We start from the raw sequence: 15,405 nt of genomic DNA, 5'->3' as shown, positions 1-15,405 counted from the left end.
GTTTTATTGGATTTTCCCTCAACACTATTCATTTCACCATACTTTTTAAAATAAACTCTATTTGATTGATGGAGCATTAATTTTTGAAAAGCACTAAAACACCTAGAAGCTATCTTTTGAGCAGTAAAACTATCTACATTATCTTTAAAATATTTCTGTATAGTTTTGACATATTTGTGGAGAGAATACTCTGTCAAATTATATCTCTTGTTTAATTCATTAAATTTTTTATTCCGCTCTTTCCCTTTAACCATATTTATTACTTTCTCATAATCTTTCGATTCTCTCATATGATTGTACCTTTTAAACAATTCACCTAAACAACTATTATAAATGCTTCTACTTATTTCTAATCTTTTATTTAATATGTCTTCTTGATATCTTTCTGTGTTTAATTTTAAAGTTAAAATATAATTTGACGCAGCATTCACCCCCTTCTTAATATCTTGTCTTTTGATTATCTACATAATTTTTTACTGTTTCACTACTTACGTTACCAGCCGTGGATACAAAATAACTTCTGGTCCATAGACTAGGCATTTTATTTAATTCTTGAAATTCTGCTCTCAAAATTTTACTTGTTGCACCTTTTATTTTTTGCATAATATCCGACGGTCCTAATTTGGGAAGACAATTTAAAAACATATGTGTATGATCCTTATCACATTCTATTGCAATAATTTCAATTTCTATTTCCTTACATACATCTTTGACCAAACACTTAAATCTTTCTTCTACATTAGGTATTAAAAATATTTTTCTTCTATATCTTGGGCAAAATATAAAATGATACTTAATTAAAGAAACTGTTGTTTTAGTTGTTCTATATTTATTTTCCATAATATCATTATATCCTATTATGTGTATGTTTAAACTCTTTTATACATATATATCAGATAAACATTTATGCATTTGCTATCCATCCCACACCTAAAGGCGTGGGCTTTCCGCACAATATATTGTAATTATGCTTGACCAAACAGATACTCAAATTTTAAGTCTTCTTACAAAAAATTCACGAATGCAGTGGCAAGAAATTGGTGAAGAAGTTCATTTAACTGGACAAGCAGTTAAAAACAGAATAAGCAAAATGGAAAAATCAGACGTTATTAAAGGTTATACTGTAAATATCAATTCTGAAATACTCGGTAAAAATCTAACTGCTTTTATAACTGTTTTTATGAAAACAACTGACCATTTATCATTTAAAAAATACATAAATAATAATTCATTAGTAACCGAGGCTCACAGAATAAGCGGAGATGGCTGCTACATTCTAAAATTAACAGCCTCTACTCAAGCTGAAATTATAGACTTCCTAGATGAAATTTTAAAATATGGAAATTATAAATTAAATTTATCAATACAAAATATAAAATAGAAACATTGCGACTTATTTTTATCAAGATATATAATTACCTTTCTAATTCATTCACCAAAATATAAAACAAAAGATAAGACAAGGGATGTATTATACATATATCCCTTGCCTTATCCTTATTGAAAATTCACAAAACCCTTTAAGCAATGGAATCGGATCTTTATCCCTTTCTGCCCGAAGGGACATGCATACAAGTATGAACTTTCTCCAAAGTAACTTGCAATAAGAAGCGAAAAAACATTGAAATTCAATTTAGAAATTCTTCTTTTGCTAATATAAAATTCTCGTGAACCTGACAGGAAGTCAGGTTAGCGAACCCGAGACAGGACGTCGAGTGTGAGCGGCAGAGAATTTTATATTTGCAAAAGATTAGAATTTGTTAATTAAATTTCACGTTTAGAGTTCATATTGCAATTCACGTAGGAGAATTTTATTACTGATGCCCTTTTATTCTTCCTTCTTTTTCCTAGGTATTTCTTTTATATATTGGTAATAGTAACATAACAATCTTCCATTATATAATTTTCTATTTTTATCTGCTTTCTTTCCAAAATCTTTTTGAAAATCACGATTAGCTGTTATAACAAAGCAAGACCATTCATTTAAGCTTGAATACATAACACCAAGATCAATATGAAGACTCTTTACTTCCTCAACCTCACCCAATCTTTCTCCATATGGTGGATTTGTTATTATAACTCCATACTTTTGCCTTGAGGCAAACTCTTGCATTGGTATTTTCTGAAATTTTATAAATTCTTTAACACCAGCTTTTTCCGCATTATCTATTGCCGTCTTAATTAATCTTCCATCTATATCTGACGCTAGTATTTCAACTGGATTAGGATTTATAGTTCGTTTTGCACCTTCACGAACTTGCTCCCAAATGTCCTTATCCATACTTGGCCATGTCTCAGATACAAATTCTCTATTTACCCCTGGTGCCATGTTTTTCGCTATAAGTGCTGCTTCTATTGCGATGGTTCCCGAACCACAAAGTGGATCAGCGAGCACTCTAGTACTATCCCATTTACTTATTAAAACTAGGGCAGCAGCTAGTGTCTCCTTGAGTGGTGCCTCACCAGCATATTCTCTATACCCTCTCTTATGTAATCCCACACCTGAAGTATCTATTGATAAAGTTACAACATCTCTTAAAACTGAAACCTCGATCTTATAGACCGGTCCCTCTTCTGTAAACCATTCTTTGTCATATTTTTTCTTCATAGATTCTACTACTGCCTTTTTTACTATACTCTGACAATCTGGAACACTATGTAGTTGTGATTTTACAGATTTACCTACAATATGCATTTTCCCATCTTCTGGTATTAAATTACCCCATTCAACAGCTTTTGTACCTTGAAATAATTCCTCAAAAGACAATGCATTAAATTCAGCCATTTTTATAAAAAGTCTTTCTGCAGTTCTTAACCAAATATTGCATATAGCAATATCCATTTCATCGCCTTCAAACATGACTCTTCCATTTTCAACTATTAAATCCTCGTACCCTAGTGCCTTTAGTTCTTTAGCTGTAACTGCTTCTAACCCGAAGGTTGTAGTGGCTATTAACGTATATGTCATATATTATCTCTCCCATTTCTTCTTTTCCTTAGGAATATCTAAATAAATAGTATACTAACTTTTTATTTATTTGAATGTCCCTTTTTACTTGTATCACTCATATAATAATATCTCTATTTGCTATTCTTGTCTATAATTTTTAAAATAGCCATCCTTTTGAAAAACAAAAGTGCCAGAACTAGTCTGACACTACATATTATGATTTTCTTAATTAATCACTCCTTAATTCTCCCCTGACTTGCTTGTTTGAGGTAAAACTAAATTTAATACTATACCCACTAAAGTTGCAAGTGCAACCCCTGCGATTTGTACTTGTGCACCCGCTAGATGAAAATTAATGCCACCTCCGCCTACTCCTAAAACTATTATCACTGAAGAGATAATAAGGTTTCTCTTTTTACTAAAATCAACTTTATCCTCAACAAAGATTCTAAAACCAGATGATGCAATTATTCCAAATAACATTACACTTACTCCACCAATTACAGGTAATGGGATATTACCTATAACTACTGACACAGGTCCTATAAATGATAATACAATTGCAATAATTGCAGCTCCACCAATTACCCAAACACTATAAACCTTTGTGATTGCCATAACTCCTATGTTCTCCCCGTAAGTCGTATTAGGAGGGCCCCCAACAAAACCTGCAAACATTGTAGCAATACCATCTCCAAGTATTGATCTATGAAGTCCTGGATCTTTTGTGAAATCTCGACCGCAAACATTACTTGTAACATACACATGTCCAATATGTTCAGCAAGTGTTACGAAAGCTATTGGAGCCATAAGCATAATAGCATTTATGTTAAATGTCGGCAAAACAAAACTTGGCAATCTAATAAATTTGGCTGTTGATATTTCCTTTAAAACTTCATGAGGAATTACTCCCAATAATATTGACAATATATATCCAACTACCATTGCAATTAAAATGGGGACTACCCCGAAAAAGCCCTTGAAATACATAGTACCCACTATTGCTACGCCTAAAGTTGTCATTGATATAAATATCCATGTGGCTCTAGCTACGCCCTTAAGCCCAGGATCTGTAAATGTTGAATTTAAACCTGACCAATTTATTGCACCACTTGCGAGGCTTAGGCCTATTACAATTACAACAGAAGCTACAACAACTGGCGGTAACATTCTATCTAACCATTTAATACCAATAAGTTTAATAATTAGAGCTACAATTACATATACAAACCCTGCAGCAATAATTCCAGATAGCATTGAACTTTGTCCATATGCCTTTGTAGCAACACTCATAGGTCCTATAAACGCAAATGATGAACCTACATATGCCGGAAGCCTAGCTTTTGTACATAATATATATAGTAGCGTTCCCACACCACTACAAAATAGCGCAATTGAGGGACTAAGACCTGTAAGCATCGGTACAAGTATAGTTGCCCCCACCATAGCAAATAAGTGCTGGAAACTTAATGGTAGAGTCTTTAAAATTGGTAATTTCTCATCAACATCTATAAAATCTTTCATTAGTTAGTTCCTCCTTTTAGTCTCGCTGGACTATATTAAAAGATCAGTCATCTTTCGTAAAGTTGTAGTCATCTCCTGTGAAGCTACAGTTCGTATATACTCACTGAATCATTTTCATCAGTTTCTAAAAGTTCAACAGAGATCATCTCTTTACTCGAAGTAGGTATATTTTTACCTACATAATCTGCTCTTATAGGTAGTTCCCTATGTCCTCTATCTACTAAAACAGCTAATTGTATCATTTGAGGTCTACCATTATCTATTATGGCATCTATTGCAGCTCTAGCAGTCCTTCCAGTATAAAGTACATCGTCTACTAAAATTACTTTCTTACCTCTTACATCTATGCCCAAATTTACATTATTTAATACTGGCTGGTCATCCAAAGTTGTAAGATCATCTCTATATAATGTAATGTCAACAGAACTTACTGGAACTTTAACTCCCTCGAACTGTTCTATTAAAAAAGCAATTCTTTGCGCAATTGGTACTCCACGTCTCTTTATTCCAACTAGTATAATGTTTTCTGTACCCTTATTTTTTTCAGTAATCTCATGTGCAACTCTTGTTAATGTTCGATTTATAGCTTTTTCATCTAATAACACTGACTTAAATTCCATAATTTCGCCTCCTATCAAATATATATTTATACGGAATTAATATAAAAAAAAGCCTCTACCAAAAGGTAAAGGCATACTATACTTGCATAATAGTATTACTATCTTTATCCTTATGCTCTCTCTGGAACATTTAAAGGGATAGGTATTATATTAAAAAAACAATACACATAATATGTGATATTGCACTTCCAATATAATATCACATGTCATATACTATTTCAACTATTTCTTAACTTAGTTATTAACTTTTCAAAATAAGTTGGGATCGGTGAATCAAATTCCATGTATTTATTAGTAGTTGGATGTATAAATCCAAGCCTTTTTGCATGCAGAACCTGCCCTTTTAAATTAAACTTCTGCTTTTTGAACCCATATATCAAGTCACCAACTAAAGGATGTCCTATCTTTGCCATATGTACCCTTATTTGATGAGTTCGCCCTGTTTCTAAATTACATTCTACTAATGTATAACCCTCAAATCTTTCAATTACTTTATAATGAGTTACTGCTTTTTTACCACTCTCAACTATCGCCATTTTTATCCTATCTTTTGAATGTCTTCCGATAGGCGCATCAACCATACCTTCATCATCTTTAATAAGACCTTCTACAAGTGCTAAATAACTTCTTGTCATTGAATGATCCTTAAGCTGCGCTGCAAGAGAGTTATGTGCATTATCATTTTTAGCTACTACTAAGGCCCCAGATGTGTCCTTATCGATTCTATGTACTATGCCTGGTCTAAGGACACCATTTATACCTGATAGGTCTGTACAATGATTTAAGAGTGCATTAACCAATGTACCCGAATAATTTCCTGGTGCCGGGTGAACCACCATATCTTGAGGTTTGTTAATCACAATTACGTCACTATCTTCATATATAATGTCCAAAGGTATATCTTCTGCTTTTACGTTTAACTCAACAGGATCTGGAATAGATAAATCAATTGTGTCATTTAATTTCAATTTAAAATTACTTTTTCGACATTTTCCATTCACAGTAGCATTTTCCTTTTCAATTATTCCTTGAATGTATGACCTTGATTTATCCTCAAATTCATTAGCAATAAATACATCAAGCCTCATACCAACAGAGTTTTCTTCAACTTTAAAATCATAATTTTCCATCTATACCTCTTCCTTTACTATTGAAATTGCCAAAACCAATGTTCCCACAACAACTAACATATCTGCTACGTTAAATGTTGGAAAAGAGTAAACCTCTTTATAATGAATTAAAATAAAATCTACTACATACTTATAAAACAGTCTATCATATAAATTTCCAAGTGCTCCACTTATAATGAGCGCAAAACTTATTCTAAGAAATTTTGATTTTGGCTTATACTTAATAATATAATATATCATGCCCAATATAACAAGTAATGTAACTAATGCAAGCAATATTAATTTGTTCTGAAGTATTCCAAAAGCGGCTCCCCTATTCTCTAAATATTCCAATTTAAAGAAATCTTTAATTAATATAACTCCATTATTATCTTTCAAAGCAGTGAGTGCCCAAACTTTAGTTAATCTATCCAATATTAGGCCTAAAAAAATAATTAAAACTTCCATACCCTTCCCCCTATTAATACAAAAGAAAGTATATATTGCTCCAAATTTATTATTTTAAAATTATAAGCAATATATACTCTTTTAATTTTTCTAATTAGATATACTGTTAATCTGGTAGCTGATTTTTATATTGTTGATTACTTATTTTCTCTATAGGTTCAACATAACCATCCTCATCAAATTCGATTATATCATCTAATTTGTTATTAAACCGTTCTACATCTTGATAAGTATCTTCTTCATCAACACCTATATCACCTTTATTGCTGTATTTAAAAAATGATCCTAGTATATCTTCCTCAACACATCTATTGTTTTGCTCTGCTGGTTTTTTATTGCCACTAGATTTTTCACATGACACACAATTAGTAGCATATGGTATGAATTCTAATCTTTCTGAATCAATATCAGCTCCACAACTTTTGCATTTTCCATAAGTATGGTCATCAATGCTCTTTAAAGCATCTTCAATTTTATTTAATACAGATATCTCATTTCCTTTTAACGCAAGTCCCTTTTCCTTATCAAACAATTCAGTGGCAACATCAGATGGATGATTGTCATAAAACGACAATTCAGTTGCCATTTCACTATTAGAATCTATAACTCCATTTTGTCTCATTAATTTAATAAGATCAAGTACCCGCGACTGTTCATTTATCAATTTTTTTTTAAAATATTGTATTTTATTCTTTTCCATGATAACAACTCCTCTAGTTTTAATATAGTAGTAATATTAAAAAAACTAAAACTTCTATATGATTATGTTTTCTCATGGGAAGAATTTTATTACACTTATTTAATAATATTTATATTTTTTAACACTTATCAAGGATTGATTTCTAAATTAGTTTCAACATATTATTTAAAATATTTGTAGAATTTTCAACTGCAATATCTTTAAATTTTTCATATTCCATTTGAGCCCCGTTGCTTGCATTGTCTGATATAGATCTAATAACAATAAATGGGGTCTCATTTAAATAACATACCTGAGCAATGCTTGCCCCTTCCATTTCACATGCCAAACATTCAAATTCTGAATTTAACCACTTTATCTTATCAATATTTGCTATAAATTGGTCACCTGACACGATTCTTCCGGTAAAATGATTATGCCCTTTTATATTTTTACATGATTCCTCTGCAAATTTGATTAGAGAAACATCACATTTAAACTCAAAAGTATCTAACCTTGGAATTTGTCCTATCTTATCACCAAATATAGTTGTATCTATATCATGTTGTACTAAATTATTTGCAATCACAATATCTCCTGGATATATGTTATCCACCGTTCCACCTGCAATACCAACATTTATAATGTAATCAACATTAAAATCATCAATTAATATCTGAGCACAAATTGCTGCATTAACTTTGCCTATACCACTAGTTACTACAACAACATTTTTATTATGTAAACTTCCAAGACTAAATTCCATTTTAGCCTTCACTTCTTTCCGCTTAAACTCCATATCCCTAATTAAAAATTGAACCTCTTCCTGCATTGCTCCAATAATACCTATATTCATTTTTATATTCCTCCTTATTTTATAAATAACTAAAAAGATAGCTATTTTATCCCAATTTATAGATTTCATATTTGTTACATAAAAAATCTCACCCAATGAGTGAGATTTTTTATGTTTTTACCCTTTAGCAAAAAAACTTTTTATTTGTTCCATCTCACCGTTTTCATGAAAATCTTTTTCCTCAATATTTTTGAGTGTTAAATTAGAACATTCAGAATCAATAGCAGCTTCATCATCTACTCTATCATCATGAGTAACATTTCCTATGTTATAATTTTTAAGGTAATCATTTTCCAGACCTTCAAACATTTCAAGCTGACAATTCATGAAACTTCTGAATTTAGTCCTAAATTTTGCAAATTCCTGCTTAACTTTTTCATATTCATCATTTACCTTGAGTACATCATCATGAGCCTTATTTAGCATCCTTTGGGAAGTGTCGTTTGCATTTCTAATAATCAATTCAGCTTCCTTTTGAGCAGACACCCTTGCTTGTTCTGCTGCATTTTGAGCTAACACTAAAGTATTTTGAATTGTTGCTTCTATCTTAACATGATGATCTAACTTCTCTTCTAAAAAACTTATCTTCTCTTTAAGTGTAGAATTTTCTTTATATGCCATTTCATATTCATCAGATACTGTTTCTAAAAAATCATCAACCTCTTCTGAGTTGTATCCTCTTATGACCTTCTTAAATTCTTTATTGTTAATATCCATAGATGTTATTCTCATTCTTTCCCCCCTATGCCTATATGTACTTCTTTATTACAACTTTCAAGCGACCCTTTTGCGTATTTCCTACAACATCTGCCACCTTAAATTTTCCATATCCTCTAATTGTTAATGTATCATTATTTTCAATAACTTTATCCTTCTTTAAACAATTAAAATAATTAACTAATATTTTGCCTGAAGATATTAGTTCAACTGAACTATTTCTAGAAATATTACATACAGCTGAAACTAAACCATCTAATCTAAATGACGTAGTTATAATAACTTTTTCCTCAAATTTTCTTTCTGGAAGATCCTGTGATGCATAATCATACTCAGTGACATCGCAAGGACAATTCTTTATTTTATTTAAATTATTAATTATAAAATTACTAATATCACTGCAAACCGGTGCATAACATACAGAATCTTGAATTATTAAATCACCCAATTTTTCTCTTTTAATGCCTAATGACATTATTGCACCTAAATAATCTTTATGATCAACCTTCGCAAATTTAGATTTATTTTTTATTTTAAGTAAAACTATAGGATACTCTATAGGAGCCTCACCGGTCGAAAATGATAACATTCTCCTATCTGCATCTTTAAATATTCCATTTGTAAATGGTTTTATTTCATAATCTTCACTTATAGCAAGAATTTGATGCCATATAGCTGGAGGTAAAAAATCATTAGTAAATATGATTTGATTTGTCTTTTCAGCTATTTGTATTTTATTAAATATGTTAGAAATTAAATTTTTATCTTCACAATTTATATTATTTAAAAAATGTTTTTTATCCATCTGTGTTTAACCTTATAAAAAAAGTGTAAATAAAGCATACACAATTTGCTTTAAGATCATTATAATACCAAGCGCTATTATTGGAGAAAAATCTATCATCATATTACCAAAATATCTATTTTGAATCTTTCTACCAGGTTCTAGCAAAGGATTAGTTATTTTATGTAAAATTTCAGTGTACTGATTTGAGCGCCCAGCATAAACCCAAGACAAAACTACTTCAATAAGAATTGCATACTCTAACACCTTAAAAAACATATTAATTACATTATACAAATACAAATTTTATAACCTCCTGAATTTTCTAAATATAGACAACAATATTTTATTGTGTCCTAAAAATTTCTTTGATACATATTTTTACTTATTCCAGTTAAAGATTCCCTTTGAACTTAGTTCGTTTTTCAATTCATTATTAACCTCTACATTGGATGGAGAAATTATATATACTCCTTTTTCTACCTGCTGAAGATCCCCGCCTAAAGCGTAACATACTCCACCGACAAAATCTAATAATCTTTGACCAGTTTTTGGTTCTAGCGCAGTTGTATTTATCACAATTATCTTTCTAGCCTTTAAGTTGTCACTAATCACTGTTGCTTCATCAAAATCATCTGGTTTTATGATTACTACCTTTGTAGATGTTGATGTATGAATATTTACTACTTTACTCTGTTTCTTATTTGCACTCATCAATGATTCAATATCCACATTTTCATCTTCATTATCTATTTCTTGAACCTCATCCTCTTCTTCCTCTGCCATACCCAAAAAGCCCATAACTTTATTAATCACTTTACTTGCCATTTTATATTACCTCCAGTTTTTTATAATCTCTTTTTCCAAATATTTTCTCACCAAGTCTTATCATATTAGCTCCCTGTTCTAAAGCAATAGGGAAATCTTTGCTCATTCCTAAAGATAAAAACTCCATTGAAACATTTTTGTATTTATAAGTCTTTAGATTATCAAAAATAGCCTTCATCTTCGCAAAATATTTTCTAGAGCTTTCATCGTCACCAATTGGAATTGTAGCCATAAGCCCTTTGACTTTTACATTATTACATTCTTCGCAGGCCTTTATTAGATCATTCATTTCCTCAAGAGCAACGCCCGTCTTCGCGATTTCGTTTCCAATATTTATTTGAATTAAAACATTTGCTATTTCATTCTTTGCCCCATAACGCTTTTCAATTTCTTTGAGTAAATGTATGCTGTCTAAAGAATGTATAAGATGAACTTTTCCAACTATATATTTCACCTTATTTGTCTGCAAATGTCCTATAAAGTGCCATCTACTATCTTTCTCTATGTTATCGTATTTTTCAAGAAATTCTTGAACTTTGTTCTCTCCAAAGTCTCTAGCTCCAGATTCATAAGCCTCTTTTATTTCACTAATTTGCCTAGTCTTAGAAACGCATATTAGTGTTACGTTTTCTGGAATTTCATTCTTTATTTTATTATAAACCTCACCAACTGACAACTATCCGTCCCTCCTTAGTTTTTTAGGGCTCAAAACAATTATTAATTACCCTATCCCATTTCTGTATTAATTCTTCATTAAACAGGAAAATCCTTTAAGATTCGTATATTTAATATTATTTATTCACTAAACTCATGTACTTATAAATAAACTCACCATTATATGCTAATATCTTTATATTATCTGACTTAGCAATATTAATTTTAACATCACTACTTTGGAGGAATGATGTATGAGTTTGCTCTAAAGTTAAATAATTATACATTATATCCTTGTTTCCAATAGCACTAATATAAAATGGAGTTACTATCTTGACACCATTTAAATCAATATTAGAACCGGCACATAACCCCCAATTATCATAAATAACTCTTATTCCATTTACTGATATTGCCTCGGCCCCTGCATTTCTAAGATCATTTATTACTTGAACAATATCAGAATCATGAATTAATTGACTCATAGTAACATTCTTATCAAAACTATCGGCGCCATCCTCTAGTTTAATTTTAACCCCCTGGCCATAAACATCACTATTTCCAATTATTAAATTATTATTAATAACTTCTTTTTTAATTTCTTTTGAAACCTGAAGTGTTTTTTCATCACCAGTATCATACTTTTTAAGCTTTACACTGGTACTATGGTATTGCTCTTTTAAACTGTTTAGTTCTGAATATAATTTAGTTCTCTCATTATAGGCTTGATCATACTGTTTTACATCTAAAAAATTGCTTTTCCCTTTAAATCCAATATTCATTGATATAAGAATTCCTATGATTATTGAAGCAATAAAAACAAATATGGTAGCTTCATTATTTTTCATTTAATCACCTCATGAGTGGGATTTAGCTTTGTCAATTAAAAGTCGTCTAATAATTGCAAAGTTATCAAATATCCGACCTCCGAATACAATAATAGCGGCCAAATAAATTGGAATTCCTAATTTATCACCTAAATAAACCATTGCTACAGCTAGCGCAGCATTCCCAAAAAAACCTGACACAAAAATATCCGCACGGAAATTATGAGACATTGAACCTCTTAATGCACCAAAAACAGAATCTAAACACGCAAAAATTGCTACTGAAATATATGGAGAAAATTTAACTGGAATATTAACATTCCATACAATTCCTAATATTACACCTATAAGTAATCCTACAAAAGCAACCATTTAATCACCTCTACTTCTTTTCTATTGGTTTCGCAAACTCGAACTTATATGCTCTATTTGATTTAGTAATTACAACTTTATTTGATTTTTCCATTGTTATATCACAAGTCTGGCTAAGGGTTTGTGGAATTGCTCCTGGGAAACTAATGGCACTTTCCAATATGTCACTTTTACCAATTGCTTTAATAGTTATTCTTTTACTATAAGAAATTCTTTCATCATTTATAATAATCGCATTTCCAGCATTTCTTATACCACTACGAGAAGTTAGTCTAATATCATTGATAGAAATTGCTTCTGCATCTGCAGCATTTAATTCATTTACTATATGAACTAAATCTGTATCATTTATTTTTTGATCATCAGAATTACTTCCAAAAATACTACTTTTAGGAGTTATATAAATTGTCATACCTTCACCTTTTACATCGGTATCTCCAGTGAGTATTCTCGTCTCAACTAATTCTTTATTTAACAATTCACTTTCTGTGTCTTTCCCCCCTGCAGCAGTTTCATATTCTTTTGTTTTAGTATCTAAATCATCAATTTTTTTCTGCATCTCTACCTTACTCTTTTTTAATTGTTCATTTTCAGTTATAATTTCAGGTGTATTTTTATTTGTATCTGATGTTGATGCTGAATTTTGTTTGCTTATCATTTTAAATTGATAAGTTATCATAAATCCTAATAATACACATATAATACCAATGGATATTTGAGATATAAACTTCTTCATAAACTTCCTCCTTGTTACTCTCCGGGGGAGACACCTTCTTACTTCTTTGGTCCTACATAAATTGCTGGATTTCCTGTAAAACTTACATCTACATACCCCTTTGCATTCTCATATTGAGGTTGCGTAATAATATTTATCGCCTTATTAAATTTGTTTTTCAAATCTAGTGTTGTTCCAAATTTAATATACATATTTCCATATAAAATCTTAATATCTAACACATTATTTACATCTACTGCTATTATCTTATTTGATTTACTAGTCTTTCTATAATTCTCAATGATACTAGCCATTGAAACTAGAGTATCAATTTTTCGATCGCTCTTCTCTCCAATTAAACTACCTACTTGAGCTTTTTCATAATTAAATCCAATTAGATTTACTAAGTTCATACCTTTAATATCTGATTTTTTTTGAAGTAGGTTTCCTTTATTATCTATAATGTAAAAATCATTATTTGCTTTTCCATAAAACGTCGCTCTTTTTTCATTTATTTCTATAATAATCTTGCTAGGAAAAACTTTTTTAACTTTTACACTTAAAACGTATGGGTTTTCCATAATTTGTTTATTGGTATCACCAAAACCATCATATAAAATATTATTACCTAAATGAGTTTTAGCTATATCATTAATTTCAGTTTTAGATGCATTCACATTTCCTGTTATTTCAATATTTTTAATATCAAAATAAGGCAATTTCATGCATAACGTAATAAGCGTTGTTACCATAATTATGACTAATAAAATTAAGCCCCTTACTTTTTTCCGTTTTTTCCTTTTATGTAATAATTTTTCTTTATTTTCTATAATGTAATTCCCTTTTTCAAGATTATTACTTTTCTTTCTCATTCACTTCCTCGCATTCCTTAACAAATTTACAAATTTATATATTAAAATACACCATTAAAATTTGTATATTGTAAAATAGATCCAGATTTAATTTACATAATATTATTTAAAACTATTCTCCTATATATAATAACACTTAACTTAACTATTTTCATCTGAATTTTAACCTATTTTTAGTATTTATAATATTAATTTTCTTTAACTACACCAGAACAAATAATAACCGAAATATACAAGCCCTTAGACTCATTATTTATTTAAAACTATACCCACTAATTGTAATTTGAAAATTAGAAAAGGCAATGCCGCTACGCATGCCTTTTCTAATTTTTATTTTCAGTTTGCCTCGACAAATTCAAAAGTATCCCCATTGCAACCATATTAAAAACCAGAGCTGATCCACCATAACTTATAAACGGTAATGGCACGCCAGTTACTGGCATCGAACCTGTAACTACAGCAATATTAATTACTGCCTGTATTGCTATAACTGATGTAATTCCAATACCAAGGATGGTTCCGTACATATCTTTAGAAGTAACCGCTGTTTTAATACCTCGCCATATAAAAATTACAAACAACAGCATTATAAATGTGCATCCTATTAGGCCTAGTTCCTCCCCAATTATTGCAAAGATGAAATCCGTTTGAGGCTCTGGTATATAAAGACATTTCTGCCTTGACTGGCCAATGCCTGCGCCAGTAATTCCGCCTGACCCTAGTGCAAGAAGTGACTGAACTAATTGATATCCCTTACCTTGACTATCAGCAAAAGGATCTCTGAAATTCATAAGTCTAGCCAATCTATATGGTTCAAGAATTGTTAAAGCACCAACCGCCGCAACAAGCGTAGAACCTATTGCAAAAAGGTGTAAAAATTTTGCACCTGCTGCAAATAATATAATAACCGTAACAATCATTATAACAGCTGCTATACTTAAGTTTGATCCAAGCAAAACTAGACCCGCATAAAATCCTGAAACTAATAAGTATGGACATATTCCCTTAAAAAATTCTTTTACTTTTTCTCCCTTTCTGTCTAAGCTCTTAGCCATAAACAAAACTACAGTGTATTTTGCAATCTCAGATGGCTGAATAGATGCGAATCCTAATGGAATCCATCTCTTAGCACCGTTAATAGCTGGGAAAGCTAAAACTACAAGTAACAATAGTATAGTAATTACCATCATAATGCCAGTATATCTTTTTAAAATATGATAATCAATTTTAATTGCTACAACCATTAAAATGCTTCCTATAGCTGCCCACATAAGTTGCTTTTTCAAAAAAAACTCTGGATCATTATATTTAAAAGCAGCAACATATGAACTGGAACTATAAACCATAACTACTCCAATAACCACAAGAATCATTATTGTTGCAAATAATATAAAATCTATTTGTCCCATTTTAGAATTTTGTTTTTTCAT

The 15,405-nt window shown here is 30.5% G+C and carries 19 protein-coding genes and 1 pseudogene; 1 reads left to right on the top strand and 19 read right to left on the bottom strand.

The window, feature by feature from the left end:
- Both KPL44_RS05245 and tnpA read right to left on the bottom strand, forming a co-directional pair.
- A pseudogene (locus tag KPL44_RS05245) lies at positions 1-431 on the bottom strand (RNA-guided endonuclease TnpB family protein); the annotation flags it as partial.
- Positions 432-438: 7 nt separating this feature from the next.
- A complete protein-coding gene (gene tnpA / locus KPL44_RS05240) occupies positions 439-840 on the bottom strand; it encodes an IS200/IS605 family transposase (protein ID WP_216247835.1) in 402 nt (133 codons plus the stop codon).
- A 127-nt stretch (positions 841-967) separates the two neighbouring features.
- Here tnpA and KPL44_RS05235 point away from each other — a divergent pair, with 127 nt between their 5' ends.
- Entirely contained in the window at positions 968-1,381 is a 414-nt protein-coding gene (locus tag KPL44_RS05235; RefSeq protein WP_216247834.1) for an Lrp/AsnC family transcriptional regulator, read from the top strand.
- Positions 1,382-1,828: 447 nt separating this feature from the next.
- Here the strand turns inward: KPL44_RS05235 and KPL44_RS05230 are convergent, their stop codons facing one another.
- From KPL44_RS05230 to spoVE, 17 genes are all read right to left on the bottom strand, one after another.
- On the bottom strand, positions 1,829-2,968 hold the full coding sequence (locus KPL44_RS05230) for a THUMP domain-containing class I SAM-dependent RNA methyltransferase (protein WP_216247833.1): 1,140 nt from the start codon (positions 2,966-2,968) through the stop codon (positions 1,829-1,831).
- A 222-nt stretch (positions 2,969-3,190) separates the two neighbouring features.
- On the bottom strand, positions 3,191-4,474 hold the full coding sequence (gene uraA / locus KPL44_RS05225; protein ID WP_216247832.1) for a uracil permease: 1,284 nt from the start codon (positions 4,472-4,474) through the stop codon (positions 3,191-3,193).
- An 83-nt stretch (positions 4,475-4,557) separates the two neighbouring features.
- On the bottom strand, positions 4,558-5,094 hold the full coding sequence (gene pyrR / locus KPL44_RS05220) for a bifunctional pyr operon transcriptional regulator/uracil phosphoribosyltransferase PyrR (RefSeq protein ID WP_071613395.1): 537 nt from the start codon (positions 5,092-5,094) through the stop codon (positions 4,558-4,560).
- A 218-nt stretch (positions 5,095-5,312) separates the two neighbouring features.
- Complete coding sequence (locus KPL44_RS05215) at positions 5,313-6,224, bottom strand: RluA family pseudouridine synthase (protein WP_216247831.1); 912 nt, start codon at positions 6,222-6,224, stop codon at positions 5,313-5,315.
- Positions 6,225-6,671 carry a signal peptidase II gene (gene lspA, locus KPL44_RS05210; RefSeq protein WP_216247830.1) on the bottom strand — a complete coding sequence of 149 codons (447 nt, stop codon included), beginning with the start codon at positions 6,669-6,671 and terminating at the stop codon, positions 6,225-6,227.
- Positions 6,672-6,777: 106 nt separating this feature from the next.
- The gene (locus KPL44_RS05205) at positions 6,778-7,371 is read right to left on the bottom strand and encodes a TraR/DksA C4-type zinc finger protein (protein ID WP_216247829.1); all 594 of its coding nucleotides are present in this window, start codon (positions 7,369-7,371) and stop codon (positions 6,778-6,780) included.
- Between the two features lie 142 nt (positions 7,372-7,513).
- On the bottom strand, positions 7,514-8,206 hold the full coding sequence (locus tag KPL44_RS05200; protein WP_216247828.1) for a 5'-methylthioadenosine/adenosylhomocysteine nucleosidase: 693 nt from the start codon (positions 8,204-8,206) through the stop codon (positions 7,514-7,516).
- 117 nt (positions 8,207-8,323) lie between these two features.
- Complete coding sequence (locus KPL44_RS05195) at positions 8,324-8,938, bottom strand: DivIVA domain-containing protein (RefSeq protein WP_216247827.1); 615 nt, start codon at positions 8,936-8,938, stop codon at positions 8,324-8,326.
- Positions 8,939-8,954: 16 nt separating this feature from the next.
- Entirely contained in the window at positions 8,955-9,728 is a 774-nt protein-coding gene (locus KPL44_RS05190; protein ID WP_216247826.1) for a YlmH family RNA-binding protein, read from the bottom strand.
- Positions 9,729-9,740: 12 nt separating this feature from the next.
- On the bottom strand, positions 9,741-10,010 hold the full coding sequence (locus tag KPL44_RS05185) for a YggT family protein (RefSeq protein ID WP_253201619.1): 270 nt from the start codon (positions 10,008-10,010) through the stop codon (positions 9,741-9,743).
- A gap of 78 nt (positions 10,011-10,088) precedes the next feature.
- The gene (locus tag KPL44_RS05180) at positions 10,089-10,493 is read right to left on the bottom strand and encodes a cell division protein SepF (RefSeq protein ID WP_407934994.1); all 405 of its coding nucleotides are present in this window, start codon (positions 10,491-10,493) and stop codon (positions 10,089-10,091) included.
- 43 nt (positions 10,494-10,536) lie between these two features.
- Entirely contained in the window at positions 10,537-11,211 is a 675-nt protein-coding gene (locus KPL44_RS05175; protein WP_216247824.1) for a YggS family pyridoxal phosphate-dependent enzyme, read from the bottom strand.
- Positions 11,212-11,326: 115 nt separating this feature from the next.
- Positions 11,327-12,037, bottom strand: coding sequence for a DUF881 domain-containing protein (locus tag KPL44_RS05170; RefSeq protein ID WP_216247823.1), 711 nt, complete (start codon positions 12,035-12,037; stop codon positions 11,327-11,329).
- A gap of 9 nt (positions 12,038-12,046) precedes the next feature.
- Entirely contained in the window at positions 12,047-12,388 is a 342-nt protein-coding gene (locus KPL44_RS05165) for a small basic family protein (RefSeq protein ID WP_071613405.1), read from the bottom strand.
- Positions 12,389-12,398: 10 nt separating this feature from the next.
- Positions 12,399-13,124: a DUF881 domain-containing protein gene (locus KPL44_RS05160; RefSeq protein WP_216247822.1), complete on the bottom strand. Its 726-nt coding sequence runs from the start codon at positions 13,122-13,124 to the stop codon at positions 12,399-12,401.
- A gap of 38 nt (positions 13,125-13,162) precedes the next feature.
- Positions 13,163-13,975 (bottom strand): cell division protein FtsQ/DivIB, encoded by an 813-nt coding sequence (locus tag KPL44_RS05155; RefSeq protein ID WP_216247821.1) that lies wholly within the window; start codon positions 13,973-13,975, stop codon positions 13,163-13,165.
- 323 nt (positions 13,976-14,298) lie between these two features.
- Positions 14,299-15,405, bottom strand: coding sequence for a stage V sporulation protein E (spoVE, locus tag KPL44_RS05150; protein WP_216247820.1), 1,107 nt, complete (start codon positions 15,403-15,405; stop codon positions 14,299-14,301).

This window comes from Clostridium sp. DSM 17811 (assembly GCF_018861905.1).
GTDB classification, from domain to species: domain Bacteria; phylum Bacillota; class Clostridia; order Clostridiales; family Clostridiaceae; genus Clostridium_AD; species Clostridium_AD frigoriphilum.
This window is presented reverse-complemented; position numbering and strand designations above follow the sequence as displayed.